This is a genomic window from Rubrivivax sp. A210 (assembly GCF_904426505.1).
Taxonomy (GTDB): Bacteria; Pseudomonadota; Gammaproteobacteria; order Burkholderiales; family Burkholderiaceae_C; genus Rubrivivax.
Window position 1 is genome coordinate 56718 of sequence record NZ_CAJGBN010000072.1, and the last position, 17249, is coordinate 73966.

15 protein-coding genes are annotated in these 17249 nt (G+C 71.8%); 7 read left to right on the plus strand and 8 right to left on the minus strand.

The annotated features are described in order from the left end of the window. Positions 1-3 precede the first annotated feature (3 nt). The 3 genes from JMV16_RS23460 to JMV16_RS23470 are packed head-to-tail and all read right to left on the minus strand — an operon-like array spanning position 4 to position 4539. Positions 4-213: a DUF2892 domain-containing protein gene (locus JMV16_RS23460; protein ID WP_201496757.1), complete on the minus strand. Its 210-nt coding sequence runs from the start codon at positions 211-213 to the stop codon at positions 4-6. Beyond that, positions 210-3485 (minus strand): efflux RND transporter permease subunit, encoded by a 3276-nt coding sequence (locus tag JMV16_RS23465; protein WP_201496758.1) that lies wholly within the window; start codon positions 3483-3485, stop codon positions 210-212. The genes JMV16_RS23460 and JMV16_RS23465 overlap by 4 nt, the downstream gene beginning before the upstream one ends. Before the next feature lie 7 nt (positions 3486-3492). Further along, positions 3493-4539 (minus strand): efflux RND transporter periplasmic adaptor subunit, encoded by a 1047-nt coding sequence (locus tag JMV16_RS23470; protein ID WP_236580676.1) that lies wholly within the window; start codon positions 4537-4539, stop codon positions 3493-3495. A gap of 148 nt (positions 4540-4687) precedes the next feature. Between JMV16_RS23470 and JMV16_RS23475 the strand changes: the two genes are divergently transcribed. The 3 genes from JMV16_RS23475 to JMV16_RS23485 all read left to right on the plus strand — a co-directional run bounded on the left by JMV16_RS23475 (position 4688) and on the right by JMV16_RS23485 (position 6295). Further along, complete coding sequence (locus tag JMV16_RS23475; protein ID WP_201496759.1) at positions 4688-5050, plus strand: ArsR/SmtB family transcription factor; 363 nt, start codon at positions 4688-4690, stop codon at positions 5048-5050. A gap of 232 nt (positions 5051-5282) precedes the next feature. Then, the gene (locus JMV16_RS23480; RefSeq protein WP_411565064.1) at positions 5283-5501 is read left to right on the plus strand and encodes a hypothetical protein; all 219 of its coding nucleotides are present in this window, start codon (positions 5283-5285) and stop codon (positions 5499-5501) included. Between the two features lie 101 nt (positions 5502-5602). Then, positions 5603-6295, plus strand: coding sequence for a hypothetical protein (locus JMV16_RS23485; RefSeq protein ID WP_201496761.1), 693 nt, complete (start codon positions 5603-5605; stop codon positions 6293-6295). A gap of 57 nt (positions 6296-6352) precedes the next feature. Here the strand turns inward: JMV16_RS23485 and JMV16_RS23490 are convergent, their stop codons facing one another. The 5 genes from JMV16_RS23490 to JMV16_RS23510 form a co-directional block, all read right to left on the minus strand. Next, positions 6353-6811, minus strand: a complete 459-nt coding sequence (locus JMV16_RS23490) for a polymer-forming cytoskeletal protein (RefSeq protein WP_201496762.1) — start codon at positions 6809-6811, stop codon at positions 6353-6355. A gap of 6 nt (positions 6812-6817) precedes the next feature. Then, entirely contained in the window at positions 6818-7159 is a 342-nt protein-coding gene (locus JMV16_RS23495; protein ID WP_201496763.1) for a hypothetical protein, read from the minus strand. After that, the gene (locus tag JMV16_RS23500) at positions 7159-8040 is read right to left on the minus strand and encodes a M23 family metallopeptidase (protein ID WP_236580682.1); all 882 of its coding nucleotides are present in this window, start codon (positions 8038-8040) and stop codon (positions 7159-7161) included. Before JMV16_RS23500 ends, JMV16_RS23495 begins: the two co-directional genes overlap by 1 nt. Positions 8041-8210: 170 nt before the next feature. After that, positions 8211-11816, minus strand: a complete 3606-nt coding sequence (locus JMV16_RS23505) for an EAL domain-containing protein (RefSeq protein ID WP_201496765.1) — start codon at positions 11814-11816, stop codon at positions 8211-8213. Then, complete coding sequence (locus tag JMV16_RS23510) at positions 11813-12607, minus strand: AraC family transcriptional regulator (RefSeq protein WP_201496766.1); 795 nt, start codon at positions 12605-12607, stop codon at positions 11813-11815. The genes JMV16_RS23505 and JMV16_RS23510 overlap by 4 nt, the downstream gene beginning before the upstream one ends. Positions 12608-12744: 137 nt before the next feature. On the opposite strand from JMV16_RS23510, the gene JMV16_RS23515 reads away from it, so the two are divergent. The 4 genes from JMV16_RS23515 to JMV16_RS23530 all read left to right on the plus strand — a co-directional run bounded on the left by JMV16_RS23515 (position 12745) and on the right by JMV16_RS23530 (position 17246). Then, a complete protein-coding gene (locus tag JMV16_RS23515) occupies positions 12745-13704 on the plus strand; it encodes a DMT family transporter (RefSeq protein WP_201496767.1) in 960 nt (319 codons plus the stop codon). A gap of 79 nt (positions 13705-13783) precedes the next feature. Next, positions 13784-14227, plus strand: a complete 444-nt coding sequence (locus tag JMV16_RS23520) for a hypothetical protein (protein ID WP_201496768.1) — start codon at positions 13784-13786, stop codon at positions 14225-14227. Between the two features lie 92 nt (positions 14228-14319). Then, a complete protein-coding gene (locus tag JMV16_RS23525) occupies positions 14320-15600 on the plus strand; it encodes a TolC family protein (protein ID WP_201496769.1) in 1281 nt (426 codons plus the stop codon). Continuing rightward, on the plus strand, positions 15597-17246 hold the full coding sequence (locus tag JMV16_RS23530; RefSeq protein ID WP_236580677.1) for an efflux RND transporter periplasmic adaptor subunit: 1650 nt from the start codon (positions 15597-15599) through the stop codon (positions 17244-17246). Before JMV16_RS23525 ends, JMV16_RS23530 begins: the two co-directional genes overlap by 4 nt. The last annotated feature ends 3 nt before the right edge of the window (positions 17247-17249 follow it).

The following is a 17249-nucleotide window of genomic DNA, read 5'->3' on the forward strand; positions in this document are numbered from 1 at the left end:
GCCTCAGTTTCCCGCGCTCACGCCCAGCTTGCGCAGCAGGCTTTCCATCAGACACCACTTCGTCAGCCCGCTTTGCAGCAGGTTGGCACCGACGAAGGCGGTGAAGGCCAGCCACCAAGGGCTGTGGAACAGCGGGCTGCCGGGCACGCCCAGCGCCAGCGAGGCGAGGATGAAGCTGCCGGCGACGATGCGCACGATTTGCCAGGAGGTCATGCGGGGGTTCCTTCGGTCGGTGGAGTGGGTGCAGGGCCGGTGATGGCCTCGATGCGGTTGCGGTAGGCGACGTAATAGAGCATCGGAATTACCACCAGCGTGAGCAGGGTGGAGACGAAGATGCCGAAGATGAGCGAGATCGCGAGCCCGTTGAAGATGGGGTCGTCGAGGATGAAGAAAGCGCCCAGCATGGCCGCCAGCCCGGTCAGCACGATGGGCTGGGCGCGCGTCACCGCGGCATGCACGATGGCGCGCTCCAGCACCATGCCCTCGCGCACCTGCAGGTTGATGAAGTCCACCAGCAGGATCGAGTTGCGCACGATGATGCCGGCCAGCGCGATCATGCCGATCATGCTGGTGGCGGTGTACTGCGCGCCCAGCAGCGCGTGGCCCGGCATCACGCCGATGATGGTGAGCGGTATCGGCGCCATGATGATCAGCGGCGTCAGGTAGCTGCCGAATTGCGCCACCACCAGCAAGTAGATCAGCACCAGGCCCACGGCGTAGGCGGCGCCCATGTCGCGGAAGGTCTCGTAGGTGATCTGCGATTCGCCGTCCCACTTGAGCGTGTAGCTGCGGTACGGGTCTTCGGGCTGGTGGATGAACGCCTCCTGCAGTTTGCCGCCCCCGGGCGTGGCGATGCTGGCGATCTCGCCGCGCATGGCGAACATGCCGTAGAGCGGGCTGTCCAGCGTGCCGGCCATGTCGGCGACGACATAGCTCATGGGCAGCAAGTCCTTGTGATAAGCCGGCTGCTCGCGCAGCGTGTCGCTGGCCGTCACCAGTTCGCGAATCGGCACCAGCCGGCCCTCGGCGCTGCGCACTGCCAGCTGCAGCAGGCTGTCGATGTCGCCGTGCCGCTCGGGCGGCAGCTGGATGACCGCCGCTGCGGGGTACTTGCTCTCGTCGTGCAGCCAGGCCGTGGCCTCGCCGGCGAGGCCGGCGCGCAGCGTGCTCACGATGGCCTGCTGCGGCACGCCCAGCAGCGCCGCCTTGCGCCGGTCCACCAGCAGCAGCGTGCGCGGAGCGGCGGCGATGCTGCTGTCGTCGACATCCACCACGCCCGGCGTGCGCTCGAAGACCGCCCGCACCGCCTTTGCCACCTGCGCGCGGCCGGTCGCCTCGGGCCCGTAGATCTCGGCCACGATGGGCGCCAGCACCGGAGGTCCGGGCGGCACCTCCACCACCTTGACGTTGGCGCCGAAACGCCGGCCTATGTCCTGCAGCGGCGGGCGCAGCCGGGTCGCGATGGCATGGCTTTGTTCCTTGCGCGCGTTCTTGGCCACCAGATTGACTTGCAGGTCGCCCACCTCGCCGCCGGCGCGCAGGTAGTACTGGCGCACGAGGCCGTTGAAGTTGATGGGCGCGGCGGTGCCGGCATAGGCCTGGTAGTCGGTCACCTCGGGCACGCTTGCCAGGTAGCGGCCCAGTTCCTGCAGCACGGCCGCGGTCTTCTCCACCGGCGTGCCGGCCGGCATGTCGACCACGACCTGGAACTCCGACTTGTTGTCGAAGGGCAGCATCTTCAGCAGCACCAGGCCGGTGGCCGGCAAGGCCAGCGAGAGCGCGATCAGCAACGCGATGCCGGCACCCAGCAGGCCGCGATTGCGTCGGCCGCGGGCCTCGTCCAGCAGCGGGCGGAACAGGCGCTCGAACAGCGGCGCCAGCTTGCCTGCAAGGCCATGGCTGCCGGCATGGGCGGCCGGCACCGCCTTCATCCAGATGCGCGCCAGCCAGGGCGTGACGACAAAGGCGATGGCCAGCGACAGCAGCATGCCCATGCTGGCGTTGATGGGGATGGGGCTCATGTAGGGGCCCATCAGCCCGCTGACGAAGGCCATTGGCAGCAGCGCCGCGATCACCGTCAGCGTGGCCAGGATGGTGGGGCCGCCGACCTCGTCCACCGCACCCGGGATGAGTTGGGCCAGCGTGCGGCCCGGGTGCAGCGCCTGGTGGCGGTGGATGTTCTCGACCACCACGATGGCGTCGTCGACCAGGATACCGATGGAGAAGATGAGCGCGAACAGCGAGACACGGTTGAGCGTGAAGCCCCAGGCCCATGACGCGAACAGCGTCACCGTCAGCGTCAGGATCACCGCGCTGCCGACGATGGCGGCCTCGCGCCGGCCCAGCGCGATGAACACCAGCGCCACCACCGAGGCGGTGGCGAAGAGCAGCTTGGTGATCAGCTTCTGCGCCTTGTCATTGGCGCTGGCGCCGTAGTTGCGCGTCTCGGCCACCTCCACCTCGGCCGGTATCACCGTATTGCGCAACGCCTCGACGCGGCGCATCACTGCGTCGGCGACGTCGATGGCGTTCTCGCCCGGCTTCTTGGTGACCGAGATCGTCACCGCCGGGTAGTCGGCCGCCGGTGTGCCGGGGCGGGCGGCGACGCCGTGCCAGACATAGCGGCTGGCCGGCAGCGGACCATCCACCACCGTGGCCACGTCGCGCATGAAGACCGGCTTGCCGGCGCGCACGCCCACCACCAGTTCGCCCACTTCGGCGGCCTGGCGCAGAAAAGGCCCGGACTCGACCGCGACCGTGCGGTTGCCGCTGATCAGCTCGCCCACCGGAAGCCCCAGGTTGGCCGAGAGCAGAGCCTGGCGCAGATCGGCCACCGTCAGGCCGCTGCCGGCCAGGCGCGTGGGGTCCATCTGCACCAGCACCGCGCGGCCCGGGCCGCCCGTGGTGGCGATCTCGCGCGTGCCCGGCACGCGCTTGATCTCGGCCTCCATGCTGTGGGCCACGCGTTCCAGGTCGTAGGGGCCGGTGGCGGCATTCCTGCTGAACAGCGTCAGGGTGACGATGGGCACGTCATCGATGCCCTTGGGCTTGATGATCGGCGCCAGCACGCCCAGGCTCCGGGGCAGCCAGTCGGCATTGGCGTTGACCGTGTCGTACAGCCGCACCAGGGCCTCGGTGCGCGGCACGCCGACCTTGAACTGCACGGTCACCACCGCCAGGCCGGTGCGCGAGACCGAGCTGACGTGCTCGATGCCGGCGATCTGCGCCAGCACCTGCTCGGCCGGGCCGGCCACCATCTGCTCGACATCGCGCACCGCCGCCCCCGGAAAGGGGATCAGCACATTGGCCATCGTGACATTGATCTGCGGCTCTTCCTCGCGCGGCGTCACGCCCACCGCGAACAGGCCCAGCAGCAGCGCCACCAGGGCCAGCAGCGGCGTGATCTGGGCGCGCTGGAAATAGGCCGCGATGCGGCCGGAGACGCCCAGCGGCGAGCCGTCTTGGGGGGAGTCGGGCTGTGTCATGGTCGGCTCAACGTGCGCGGGCTGCGGCCTGGGGGTCGGCGACGACGCGCTCACCCGCGGTCAGCCCCGAGAGGATCTCGATACGCTCGCCCTCGGTTCGGCCCAGCCGCACCTGGCGCAGCAGGGGCTGGCCGTCGCCACCCAGCACATACAGGCCGGTCATCTCGGCGCGGCGCACGATGGCGGTGGCCGGCACCGAGACCGTGCCGGCCGCGGCCGTGCCCAGCGGCAGCCACAGGCGCGCGAACATGCCCGGCACCACGCCGGCCAGGCGCGGCGGCAGCTCGGCGCGCAGCAGCACGGTGTGGGTGGCGGCATCCACCGTCGGCAGCACCTGGGCGCGCGTGGGCGTGACCCAGGGGCCGGCCGGAGGCGGCAGGCCGGGCAACTCGACGCGCGGCAGCCTGGCGGCCGCAGGCGCCGCCGATTGCGGCACGGCGGCGGCGATGCGCAGCGCCGTCGGGTCGTAGATCGTCACCAGGGGTCGCCCCGGCATGGCCATGTCGCCCAGTGCCACCGGCACTTCTGACACGATGCCGGCAAAGGGCGCGCGCACGAGGTAGAAGCCGCTCTGCGTGCGCGTCGCGCCGGCCTGGGCCAGCTGTGCGCTGGCCTGGGCCTGGGTGGACTTGAACTCGGCCTCGGCGCGCTCGAAGGCGGCGCGGCTGATGTAGTTCTGCTGCAGCAACTGGCGTTGGCGCTCGAGCTCGCGCGTGGCCAGCTCAAGCCCGGCGCGCGCCGCCTGCACCTGAGCGTCACCGGCCGCCGCGGCCTGCTCGGCGGCACGGGCGTCGATGCGCAGCAAGAGCTGGCCGGCGGCGACGCGGTCGCCCACCTTGGCGTCAAGCTGCACCACGGCGCCGGCCACCTGGGCTGCCACCACGGCCTGGCGCACCGCTTCGACGGCGCCGTCGAAGGCCGCCAGCCTCTCGCCGGTGGCGGCCTGGGCCGGCGCAGCCGCCAGGGCCGGACCGGCGGCTTGGGCCGCAGGCATGGCCAGCGCGAGCACGGTGGCCAGCACGGCCGGTACGAGGTGGAGTTGGAGCAGGGTCATGGAGGGGCTCACAGGGGCGACGTGCGATGGCGTGAACTCATTATTTGCGCACGCAGCTAAATAGTCAAGTATGATCATGCTCATGGACAAGCAAAGAGCCGGCGCCTCGGGCATGATGGCGGCTCCCCCACTCCCGTCGTGCCCGAGCATGGATGGTCTTCCCGAAGAAGCGCTGGTGCAGGTGGCGGCCTATTTCCAGGCCCTGTCCGAGCCGACGCGGCTGCAGATCCTCAACCTGCTGCGCCAGCAGGAGCGCAGCGTGGGCGAACTGGCCCAGCTCTGCGGCTGCAGCTCGGCCAACATCTCGCGCCACCTCGGATTGCTGGTCCAGCACGGCCTGGTGGCGCGCGAAAGCCGTGGCAACAGCGCCTACTGCAGCATTGCTGACGAGTCGGTCTATGCGCTATGCGACCTGGTCTGCGGCAGCATCGCACGCCAGTTCGAGCGCACCGCGCAGCAGCGCAAGGTCTTCGCTGCACCCGCTGCCAAGCGGCCACGCTCGCGGGCGTAGCTCCGGGTCCAGACACAGCCAGAGGCCGTACCTGCGCCTTCCCTCACGAAGCGGGGGGAGGTTCCCCCTCTTCCGCGGGATGTGGAGTCGGCGCCGCGCTGCCTACATTGGATGCAAGACAGAGGCGTGCCGCGCCGGCAGGGCCGGCCCCCGAAGCAAGGGGTGCATCAGAAGCGGCCCCGCCTGCTCTGTCGCATCACCGGTGCAGACCGGGGGACTTCAGGAGATGGCCGTGGACACTTCGTCGAGCAGCGCTTCCGCCCGAGCAGCCTACGAACTGCGTTTCCGATCGCTCTTCAACGCCCGCCGCGGTTACAGCTTTCCCTGCGATCCCTGCGGCCAGGTCAACCTCGACCAGCTCTCCGAGTCGGCGCGCAACAACTACTTCTACGCCCGCGCCGCGGTCGGCCGTGACCTGGCGACGCCGGCGGTGGAGCCCCTGAACGGCTGAGCCCCACGCGCCGCCTGCTTTCGGGGCGGTTGCATGGTGTTTCCAGGGCGGGCGCCACAGCGCCTAAGCTCGCCGGCTTCCTGGTTACCCCTGATGCCGGCATGTTCGCAAGTTCGTCGAGGCCCGTTGTCTTCGATCCCTACCGCGGCCGCGGCAAGCGCCGCCGCATCCCGCGCTGGCTGCTGCTTCTGCTCCTGGGCCTGGCCGCCGGTGCGGCCGGCGTCATCTACCTGCAGGAGCGCGTGCTGCCGCCGCGCCTGTCCACCGGCGAATCGCAGCAGTTGCGCGAAGACCATGCGCAGGCCGTCGCCGACCGCCGCCGCCTGCAAGCTGAGCTGGGCACGGCCACACAGGCGATGCAGGCGCTCAAGCGCGAGCGCGATGCATTGCTGACCGGCGCCGCCGCCGGGCGCGCAGCGGCCGAGCGCCTGAATGCCGACCTCGCCTTCGCGCTCGACGCGCTGCCGCCCGACCCGCGCGAAGGCCAGGTGGCGGTGCGCGCGGCGCGCCTGGCGGCCCAGCGCGGCAGCCTGGAATACAGCGTGGCGCTGAGCCACGAGCGCCGCGGCGCGCTGCAGGGCGTGATGCAGCTGGTCGTCACCGGGTCGGCGGGTGCGGGGGCGGGCGAGCGCGCGCTCGAGCTGCCGCCAGTCAAGCTGGCGCTGGACCGTCAGGGCGTGGTGCGCGGCAGCCTGCCGCTGCCCGAAGGCTTCACGCCCCGCCAGGCCACGGTGCGCGTGCTCGAGCGGGCGGGCGGCGGCCAGCTCGGCATGCGGGTGCTGCACGTCAACTGAGCGGCGGCCGAAACCCGTGCGCTGACGACGGGCCTCTGGAGGTGCGCCCTTTGCGCCTCAGCTGATGGGCAGGCGTACCCCGTCGCCCAGCGGCAGGCCGGGCGCGCCGATCTCCACCACCTGGCCGGCCGCCTCGGCGTCGGCGATGCAGACCAGCTGGCCCTGCACCACGGCGCCCAGTTCCATCTGCAGCCGGCGGTAGCGCAGCGTGCCGATGATGCGGGCGCCGGCCTGCAGCTCGACGAACTGCTCGATCTCGATGTCGCCCTGGATGCAGCCGCCGATGAGGGCGTTGCCGCAGTACACGCTGCCCTCGATGCGGCCGCTGGACGACAGCACCAGCAGGGCCGGCGTGCCGGCATCGCCGGCCAGGCCGGTGACGCGGCCACGCACGCGGCCGTCGATGCGCAGGCCGCGCACGAAGACGAGGTCGCCGTCGATCTCGACATCCGCGGCCACCAGGCTGGACAGCTGGTTCAGCTTGATGGCAGCTTGGGGTTTGGCTTTGCCGAACATGGCGTCCTATCGCTTGGCATCGCGCGTGCGGCGAAAGAACGTCAGTTCCTCCTGGCAGGCGCGCAATTGCTGGTTGAGGGTCTCGATCTGGCGCTCCAGCTCCTGGGCATGGGCGCGCGCCAGCGCCTGGGCCAGGCGCTGCTGGTCGAGCATCTGCTGCCGCTGCTCGGCCTCGGCCGGGTCGGCCGGCTCGTGCAGCCGCAGCGCTGCCGTGCCGGCACCGGCGGCGTAGGCCAGGGCGAGCGCCAGTGCCGCGACGACGAGACGCCGCCGCCCTGGCGCGGCCGCGACGACGAGGCCGGCGCGCGAGAGATCCAGGCCCTGACGGCGGCCTGCGCGCAGCCGCATCAGGGGCGCTGCGCGAGCCAGCGCCGCGGGTCGACCGCGGCGTCGTTGCGCAGCACTTCGAAGTGCAGATGAGGGCCGGTGGATCGCCCGCTGCTGCCCACGCGGGCGATGGCCTCGCCCTGGCCCACGACATCGCCCACGCCCACCAGCAGCGCCATGGCATGGGCATAGCGCGTGCGCAGGCCGTTGCCATGCTCGATCTCGACCGTGAGGCCGAACTCCGGCCGCGGCCCGGCCACCACCACGCGTCCCCCTGCGGCGGCCAGGATCGGCGTGCCCGGCGGCGCCGCAAAATCGACTCCGGCGTGGAAGGCATGGGCTTCGGTGAAGGGGTCGCGGCGGTTGCCGAAAGGCGAGACGATCTCGACGCCTTCCACCGGCCAGCGCGTGGGCAGGCGCAGCAGATCGCTGGCACGCAGCGCGACGGCGCTGGAGACGGCGGCGAGGTGGCGGTCCAGGCGCGCGAGCTGCTCGTCCAGCGCGCCCAGCTCGTCCAGACCCGGCAGTGGCTTGGGCGGCAGCAGCGGGCCGCCGCTGCCGGCCGCGGGCGAGGAGGCAACCGCCGGCTGCGGCGCCTGCACCGGCGCGGCCTTGGCGGGTGTCTCGGGCGCCGGCATCAGCCCTATGCGCTGCCCCAGCTGGCTGGCCTGGCTTTCAAGCTTGAACAGCCGGCCCGACAGCGCGCCCAACTGCTCGAGCGTGAAGTGGCGCGCCGAGGCGTCCAGCGGCAGCGGAGCCTCGCTGCCGCCGCGCGGCGCCAGCCAGTAGCCCAGGCTCGCGCCGGCGCCCAGCAGCAGCAGGGCGGCCACGCCGGCGGCTGCGGCCAGGTGGCGGGTTGCCAGCGTGCGCACGCGCGCACCCTGGCCGGCGGCGATCATCACGAAAGACAAGCGGGCTCCTTCACAGCGCCGGGGTGGCGCGGGGCAGGGCGATCCTAGGTGGCGCGCTGCCGCCCACGGGGCTGCCGCTGCAACGGTTTGTACGCGTCCGCCGTGTGCGTGCCCGGTGGCGGTCGCTTTCCGCAACCACCGTTACTGGTGGCGGGCCGGCGTCAAGGGCCGCGGCGCCCGCTTCCCTCGGCAGCCCCTTCCGCAACCAGCTCTGCGGCCTCGGCCGGCCGTTCCGCGTTGGCGTGGCGCTGCAGCCAGGCCTCGAACTCGGCTGCCGGCATGGGGCGGCCGAAGTAATAGCCCTGCACCTCGTCGCAGCCCTGGCAGCGCAGGAACTCGAGCTGGGCCGCCGTCTCCACGCCCTCGGCCAGGGTGCGCATGCCCAGGCTGTGCGCCAGCTTGATGATGGCGATGACGATCTGCTGGTCCTCGGGGTCGGCGCCGAGGTCGCGCACGAAGGACTGGTCGATCTTGAGCACATGTACCTTGAAGCGCTTGAGGTAGCTCAGCGACGAGTAGCCGGTGCCGAAGTCGTCGATCGACAGGTGCAGGCCGCGCCCGGCCAGGTCGTCCAGCATCGCGACGGCGGCGCGCGGGTTGTTCATGGCCGCCGCCTCGGTGAGTTCCAGGCCCAGCTGGGTGGTCGCGATGCCGGCCTCGGTGGCGATGCGGCTCACCAGCTCGGGCAGGTGGGCCTGGCGGAACTGTGCTGCCGAGACGTTGACGGCCACCACCAGCGGCGGCAGGCCGCGCTCCATCCAGTCGCGCGCCTGCGCCGCGGCCTCGCGCAGCACCCATTCGCCGATGGGCAGGATGAGGCCGTTGCTTTCGGCGATGGCGATGAACTCGCCCGGCGAGATCCAGCCCAGCTGCGGGTGCTGCCAGCGCAGCAGCGCCTCGGCGCCGATCACGCGGCCGTCGGCCAGCGCCAGCTGGGGCTGGAAGTGCAGCGAAAGCTGGCCGCGGTCGAGCGCCTCGTGCAGCGCGGTGGACAGCTGCAGCGTGCGCGCCGAGCGCACCTGCATCTCGGCCGTGAAGAAGCGGTAGCCGTTGCGGCTGTCGCGCTTGACCTGGTACATCGCGGCGTCGGCGCAGCGCGACAGGGTGTCGATGTCGGTGCCGTCCTCGGGGTACATCGCGATGCCGATGGAGGTGGAGGTGCGCAGCTCGTGGCTGCCCAGTCGCACCGGCCGCGCGATGGCCTGCAACAGCCTTGTCGCGGTACGCGCCGCGCCGTCGGCATCGGTCTGCGGCAGCACGAGGATGAATTCGTCGCCGCCCAGGCGCGAGACGGTGTCGCTGGCGCGCATGCCCTCGGCCAGGCGCCGCGCCACCTCCACCAGCAGCTGGTCGCCCACGTCGTGGCCCAGGCTGTCGTTGATGTCCTTGAAGCGGTCGATGTCGAGAAAGACCACGGCCAGCGGCTGGCCGTGGTGCTCGGCCAGGTTGAGGGCGTAGTCGAAGCGCTCTTTCAGATGGGCGCGGTTGGGCAGGCCGGTGAGCTGGTCGAACATCGCCAGCTGGCGGATCTGGGCCTCGGCCTTCTTGCGCTCGGAGATGTCGCGCGTAACGCCGCGCAGCTCCACGCGGCCGCTGCGCGGGTTGCGCGCGTAATTGGTGACGACTTCCGTCCAGACGGTGGTGCCGTCCTTTCGGGGCTGCTCGATCTCGTCGACGTTCACGTCATGCGGGCCGCGACGGCCGGCCTCGAACTCGGCCAGGTTGCGCGCGATGGCGGCGCGCACGCGCGCCGAGCCCTCGGGCGTGAGCGCGGCGTCCATGGGCTCGGCCATCACTTCCTCGGGCGTGCAGCCGCGCAGCCGCAGGACCGAGGGGCTGACGTAGAGGAAGCGCAGCGTGTAGGGGTCGAGCGTCCAGATCACGTCCTTGATGGTCTCGGTCAGCTCGCGGTACTTGGCCTCGCTGAGCTTGATGGCCTCGGCCAGCCGCTCGCGTTCGGCGGCCTGGCGGAAGCGCTCGATGCCGGCGTCGATGTCGGCCGCCATCTGCACCAGCAGGGCCTGGGCGTCGGCGTCGAAGGCGCCCTTCTCCCGTGCGTACAAGGCCATGGCGCCGCAGACCTGCCCGCGCCGGTGCAGCGGCAGCGAGGCGACGCCGGCCCAGCCGAAGCGCACTGCGCGCTCGCGCCAGGGCAGGGACATCGGATCGGTGGAGAAGTCCTGGCTCCACACCGGCCGGTCCTCGCGCATCGCGATGCCCGAAGTGCCACGGCCGGTGGGCACGTCGGCCCTGATCGAGATCTCCAGGCCGTCCAGGTATTCCAGCCCTTCGCCATGGCTGGCTATCGGCTGCAGCCGGCCGTCGGCGTCGAGCTCGCCGATCCAGGCCATCACCAGGCCGCCGAAGTACACCGCGTCGTGGCAGACGCGTTGCAGCAGTTCGGCCTCGGTGCGGCATTGCGCCACCGCCTGGTTGCAGTGGCTCAGTGTCTCGTAGAGCCGGCCCAGGCGTTGCACGCGCGCCTCGGCCCGCTTGCGCGGCGTGATGTCGCGCGAGAGCACGATGAAGTGGGCCGGCCCGCCGCTGCCGTCGTCGGGTTTGCGCGCCACCGACAGCTCGAACCAGCGGGGCTCGGGCTGCAGCGGCAGCAGGATCTGCTGGCCGGCCGAATAGCCGTCCTGCACCGCCTCGCGCAGCGCTGCCATGCAGCCGGCGGCGGCCTCGGGTGGCAGCACCTCGGCCACCGTGCGGCCGACCAGGGTGCTGGCGGGCGCCGCCAGCTGGTCGGGGCGCACCGCGTGTACCGCGACGTAGCGGCCGTCGCTGTCGACCTCGAACATCAGGTCGGGGATGGCCTGCAGCGTGACTTCGAGCTGGCGGTTGACGTTGGCCAGCTCGCGCGTCTTGGCCGCCACCTGCTGGCGCAACAGCAGCACGCCGCCCGTCAGCACCAGGCCTATGGCCGCCAGCGCTGCCAGCAGCGTTCGCGCCGGGCCCGGAATGAAGGCCTCGGGGGCCTGGCCGCCCCATTTGCGGATGGTGAGGAAGTAGAGCGAACCGGTGTCGTGCTGCCAGTCCTCGAGGTGGGCATCAATGCGCTGCAGGACTTCGGCGTGGCGGCCCTGGCCGGCGGCGTAGAACAGGCTCGAGGGCATGAAGACGATGGGCGTCTCGACGAGGCGGTAGCTGCGCGCCTTGAACGCACCGAACTGGTGGCTGGCCACGGCGGCGTCGGCCTTGCCGGCGGCCACCAGCGCAAAGGCGGCGTCCACCGAGTCGACCTTGCTCAGCGTGATGGGGACGTCGAAGCCCTTGAGCAGGGCCTCCAGGCCCTGCTGCTGGATGCTGCCGCCGAGCAGGGCAACGCGCTTGTCGCGCAGGTCGAGGATGGATTCGATGGCGACGCCGTCGCGGCGGTAGATCTGCGACCAGCTGTGCAACGCCGGCGTGCGGTGGAAATCGAAGCGCCGCTCGCGCTCGGCGTTGTAGGCCACATCGGGCAACAGGTCCAGGCTGCCGGCCTCGAGCTGGCGCAGGCATTCCTGCCAGGCGCAGCGCTGAAACACCAACTGCCATTGCTCGCGCTCGGCCATGGCCTCGAGCAACTCCACCATGATGCCGGCCGGCTTGCCGTCCGTGGTGGTGAATATCTTGGGCGCGTTCTCGTAGACGCCGACGTGCAGGGTCAGGCCCGGTGCGGCGCCGGCCGGCGCCATGCAGGCCGCCAGCAGCGCCAGTGCGGCGGCGGCCCTGCAGCCCTGGCGCCGCAGGGCATCGAACGCGCGCACGGCCCAGGGCCTGTTCATGGGCGCGCCGCTCCCTTGCGGTATTCGTCGGGCGTCACGCCCATCAAGCGGCGGAACATCGCGATGAAGGCCGAGGCGCCGCCATAGCCGAGGTCAAGCGCGATGGCCTCGACCTTCTCGCCCGCCTCCAGCCGCGGCAGCGCCTTCACGACGCGCAGGCGCTGGCGCCATTCGGCGAAGGGCATGCCGAGCTCGCGCTGGCAGCGCCGCACCAGGGTGCGCTCGGTGGTGTGGGCCGCCAGTGCCAACTCGGCCAGCGGCCGGTTGTCGCCCGGCTCGTCCTCCAGCGTTTGCAGCACTGGTGCCAGCAGCGGGTCGTCGCTGCCGGGCAGGTAGCTGCCGGCACGCGGCGCCTGTGCCAGCTGGTCGACCAGCACCTGCAGCAGGCGCTCGTCGCCGTGGCCGCGTGGCAGGCCGGGCGTGTGTTCGCGCAGGTGCTCCAGCAGCGCGCGCACCAGCGGGCGCACCGAAAGGGCGCAAGGTGTGTCGGGCAGCCCGGCGCAGTGCTCGGCCTCGATGTAGAGCGAGCAGTGGCAGGCCTCGAGCCGGTTGAGCCCGAGGTGCTCGACCTCGGGCGGCAGCCAGACGCCGTAGTGCGGCGGCGCCAGGAAGTGGCGGTCGGCCAGCTTGATTTCCATCACGCCGCTGAAGGCGTAGACGAATTCGCCCCATGCATGGCGGTGGCGCGGGTAGGTGGTGTCGCGCGGCACGGCGGCGGCGCGGAACCAGATCGGTGCCGGCAGGGCGTCGCTGAAGGGCGGCTGGCGCAGGTTGCGGGCGGGTGCGCGCATGGGATCGGCCAACAGGGCAGGGGGCGAGGAGGGATGCGGCAGATGGCGGGGCAGAGGCATCGATTGTCCGAATTCCGCTATCTGCAGGGAAGGTGACATTCCACAATCGAGCCCCTCGCAAACCCGAACTGTGCCGCATGAACTCCCGCAAGGCCGTCGACGCCCCCGCCCTGGCACTGATGACCGGCCTCGGCATGGTCTGGGGCCTGCAGCAGGTGGCGCTCAAGGCCAGCGCCGATGCCTTCTCGCCGATGCTGCAGATCGCGCTGCGCTCGGGCATTGCCGCCGCCCTGGTGGCGCTGCTGATGGCGGCCCGCGGCGAGCAGCTGGCGCTGCGCGGCGGCCCCTGGCGGCCGGGGCTCGCGGTCGGCGCATTGTTCGCGCTCGAGTACCTGCTCGTCTGCGAGGCCCTGCGCCACACCAGCGCCGGCCACCTGTTGGTCTTTCTCTACACGGCGCCGGTCTTTGCCGCGCTGGGCCTGCACCGCCGGTTGCCGTCGGAGCGCCTGCGGCCGCTGCAGTGGGCCGGCATCGCGCTGGCGATGGCGGGCATCGCCTGGGCCTTTCTCGGCCGCGGCGCGCCGCGCTCGGCCGGCAGTGCGGCCATGCTGTGGGGCGATCTGCTGGGCTTGCTGGCGGGCGCCTCCTGGGGTGCGACCACGGTGGTGCTGCGCAGCACGCGGCTGGCTGCGGCGCCGGCCAGCCAGACCCTGCTCTACCAGCTGCTGGCCGCCTTCGTGCTGCTGGGGGCCGCGGCGCCGCTGCTGGGCCAGGCCCGCTTCGAGGCCACGCCGTGGGTGTGGAGCCACCTGGCCTTCCAGGCTGTCATCGTCTCGTTCGCGAGCTTTCTGCTCTGGTTTCGCCTGTTGCGCAGCTACCACGCCTCGCAGCTGGGCGTGTGCTCCTTCATGACGCCGCTGTTCGGCGTGGCCTTCGGCGTCTGGCTGCTGAACGAGCCGCTGGAGCCCGGCTTCGTGGCCGGCGCGGCGCTGGTGCTGGCCGGCATCGTGCTGGTGAGCGGCCATGCCTGGCTGGGGCCGCGCCTGGGTCGCCTGTTGTCGGGGCCGGAGCGTGCCTGGCTGCGCGGCAGCCCTTGACTCGGGTCAAGGGCGCTGCGGCGGCGGCCGGCCTATGATGCGCCGGTGTTCCCTCTCTCCACCCCCGGCTGAGGCCGCCATGTTCGGCGCGCGTCGACGCCTGCGCAGCCTGGCCCGCATCATGCTGGCGGTGTGGTTGTTCGCGCTTGGCGCCGGTTCGGTGCATGGCTGCGTCGTCGGCCATGAACTGAGCCAGGGCGCCGCCGCCACGCCTTGCAGGGTGGCGCCCGCGGTCGATGAATTGAGCGCCGCCTTCGTTCACGAGGCGCCGCCCGCGCATGCGGCCAACCCGTCGTGCGAGAAGTTCTGCGAGGTCGAAGCGGCCGGTGTGCCCAGCGCCAGTGCTGCCGCCCAGACCGCGCCTGCCGCCGCAGCCGCGGTGGTGTGGATGGCGCCGCCCCCGGCGCTTTCGCTGGCCGTGCAGGCCGCCCTCCACGCACCGCCAGCCCCGCGCCAGTCCGGCCCTGCCGGGGCCGGTGCGCGCATTCCCGTTGCCATCGCCTTTCTTCGCCTGACGCGGTAGCGCGCGGGCGGCCACCGCGCCGTCCCTGCCCGCCTGCAGTTCCGGCCCCCTCGGCCCCGAGGGGCGCTTCATCGAATGCGAAGGAAGCTTCCATGTCCCCTTCCGTTCCGCGCCGGCGCCTCTGGCCCGCGCTGTGCCTGGCCTTTCTGACCGGGCCCGCTGGCGCCGCCGATCTGGGCGCCAGCCTGGAGAGCCTGCTGGACCACGCCCGCGCCCAGAGCCCCGAACTCGCGGCCATGCGCGCCGAGGCCGAGGCCGCCGCGCAGCGCGTGCAGCCGGCAGGCGCCCTGCCCGACCCCATGCTGCGCGTGGAGCTGGAAAACCTCACCAGCCGCAACAACGGTGGCCTGGGCGAGCGTCCCGGCCCGCTGCCGTGGAAGGTGGGCGAGATCAAGTACACGCTGTTGCAAAGCCTGCCGGCCTGGGGCAAGCGCGGGTTGAGGCAGGAGGTTGCCGCGGCCGACGTGGCCCAGGCCCAGGCGCGCAGTGCCGTGGCCTGGACCGAACTGGCGGCCAAGATCAAGACCGGCTATGCCCAGTACTACCAGGCGGCGGCCAATGAGCGGCTGACGCTGGAAGTGGTGGACCTGATGGCGCGGCTGGAGCAGCTGGCGCAGGCGCGCTATGCCGGCGGCCTGGTGGCGCAGCAGGACGCCATCCGCGCCCAGCTGGAACAGACGGCGATGCGCGCCGAGCTGATCGCGCTGGACAACGACAAGCGCATGCTGCGCGCCAGGCTCAATGCGCTGCTGGCACGCGAGCCGGCGGCACCGCTGGCCGAGCCCGAGGCGATGCGCCCGCTGCCCGAGGTGAGCGTGCGCGATGCGATGGCGCTGGCCGAGCGCGCCCGCGCCGCGAATCCCGCGCTCAAGGCCGAAGCAGCGCGGCTGCAGGGCGCCGAGCGCAACCGCGAGCTGGTGCGGCGCAACCGCTGGCCCGACGTGGCGGTGGGCATCTCGCCGACGCAGATGGGCGGCCGCGTCATGGCCTGGGGCCTGATGGTGGAGATGAACATCCCGCTGCAGCAGGAGTCGCGCCGCGCCCAGGAGCGCGAGGCCGATGCCATGGCCGGCGCGGCGCGCGCACGCAGCCAGGCCCTGGCCAGCGAGCTGCTGGGCGAGCTGGGCGAGAACCTATCTGCCATCGATGCCGCGCGGCGCAGCGAGGCGCTGATCACCAGCCAGCTGCTGCCGCAATCGGAGCTGAGCCTCTCCTCGGCGCTGGCCGCCTACGAGAACGGCAAGGTCGATTTCGCGACCCTGCTCGACGCCCAGCGCCAGATCCGCAAGGCGCGGCAGGACAGGCTCAAGCTGCAGGTCGAGGCGCAGATGCGCCTGGCCGAGATCGAACGACTGGTGGGAGAAGCGCTGTGAACGCAAGCAAGACCCTGATTGCCGTGCTCGCCCTGGCCGCCGTCGGCGGCCTGGGCTATGTCGCCGGCCGCGGCAGCCCTGCCGTGTCTCCCGGGTTGAGCGCCGCCGGCTCCGCCGCATCCGCTGTCGCCGCGCCCAAGGCGCGCAAGCTGCTCTACTACCGCAACCCCATGGGGTTGGACGACAAGTCCCCCGTGCCCAAGAAAGACCAGATGGGCATGGACTACATCGCGGTCTACGACGGCGAGGACGAAGAGCAGGCCCAGCCCGGCACCCCGGGCGGCGCCGGCCAGATCCGCATCAGCACCGAGAAGGTGCAGAAGCTGGGCGTGCGCACCGAGGCCGCGAGCCGGCGCCTGCTGGGCCGCACGGTGCGCGCCTCGGGCCGGGTCGAGCCCGACGAGCGCCGCATGGCCACCATCGCGCCCAGGTTCGAGGGCTATGTCGAGCGCCTGCACGTCAACGTGACCGGACAGCCGGTGACGCGCGGCGAGCCGCTGTTCGAGGTCTACAGCCCCGAGCTGGTGTCGGCCCAGCGCGAGTACGCCATTGCCATGCAGGGCGTGCAGGCCATGAAGGCTGCCGGCGGCGAGGCCCAGGCCGGCATGAAGCAGCTCGCCGAATCCGCCCTGGCGCGGCTGCGCAACTGGGATCTCTCGGCCGAGCAGGTGGAGGCCCTGGTGCGCACCGGCGAGGTCAGGCGCACCGTCACCTTCCGCTCGCCGGTGTCGGGCATCGTGACCGAGAAGAAGGCGCTGCAGGGCATGCGCTTCATGCCGGGCGAGGCGCTCTACCAGGTCACCGACCTGTCGTCGGTGTGGGTGATGGCCGATGTCTTCGAACAGGACCTGGCCCTGGTGAAGCCGGGCGCGCGGGCGCGCGTGCGGCTCAACGCCTACCCCAACCAGGTCTTCGACGGCACCGTCACCTACATCTATCCCACGCTCAAGGCCGAGACGCGCACGGTGCCGGTGCGCATCGAGCTGGCCAATCCGCGCCAGCTGCTCAAGCCGGCGATGTTTGCCCAGGTCGACCTGCAGGTCGGCAGCCAGAAGCCGGTGCTGACCATCCCCGATTCAGCTGTCATCGACAGCGGCACGCGCCGCATCGTGCTGGTGCAGCTGGCGGAAGGCCGCTTCGAGCCGCGCGAGGTGAAGCTGGGCGAGCGCGGCGAGCACTACGACGAGGTGCTCGAAGGCGTGGGCGAGGGCGAGAAGGTGGTGGTGGCCGCCAACTTCCTGCTCGATGCCGAGAGCAACCTCAAGGCCGCCATCGGCGGCCTGGGCGGGGCTGCGGCGGCACCCAGCGCCGGCCGCGCGCCGGGCGCGGTGGGGCACAAGGCCCAGGGCACGGTGGACGCGCTCGACGCCGCCGCCGGCACCGTGACCCTGCACCACGGCGCCGTCGAGACGCTGCAATGGCCGGCTATGACGATGGATTTCAAGGTCGCGAACGCGGCCCTGCTCAAGGACCTCAAGCCCGGCGTCGCGGTGAGCTTCGAGTTCGTCGAGCGCAAGCCGGGCGAGTGGGTGGTCACCAGCCTCACGCCTGCTGGCGCCGCTGCGGCGGCGCCGCCGGCCAAGGACGGTGCGACGCCCATGCCGGCCCCCGCTCCCGCCCCCAAGAGCGGCCACGCCGGCCACTGAAGG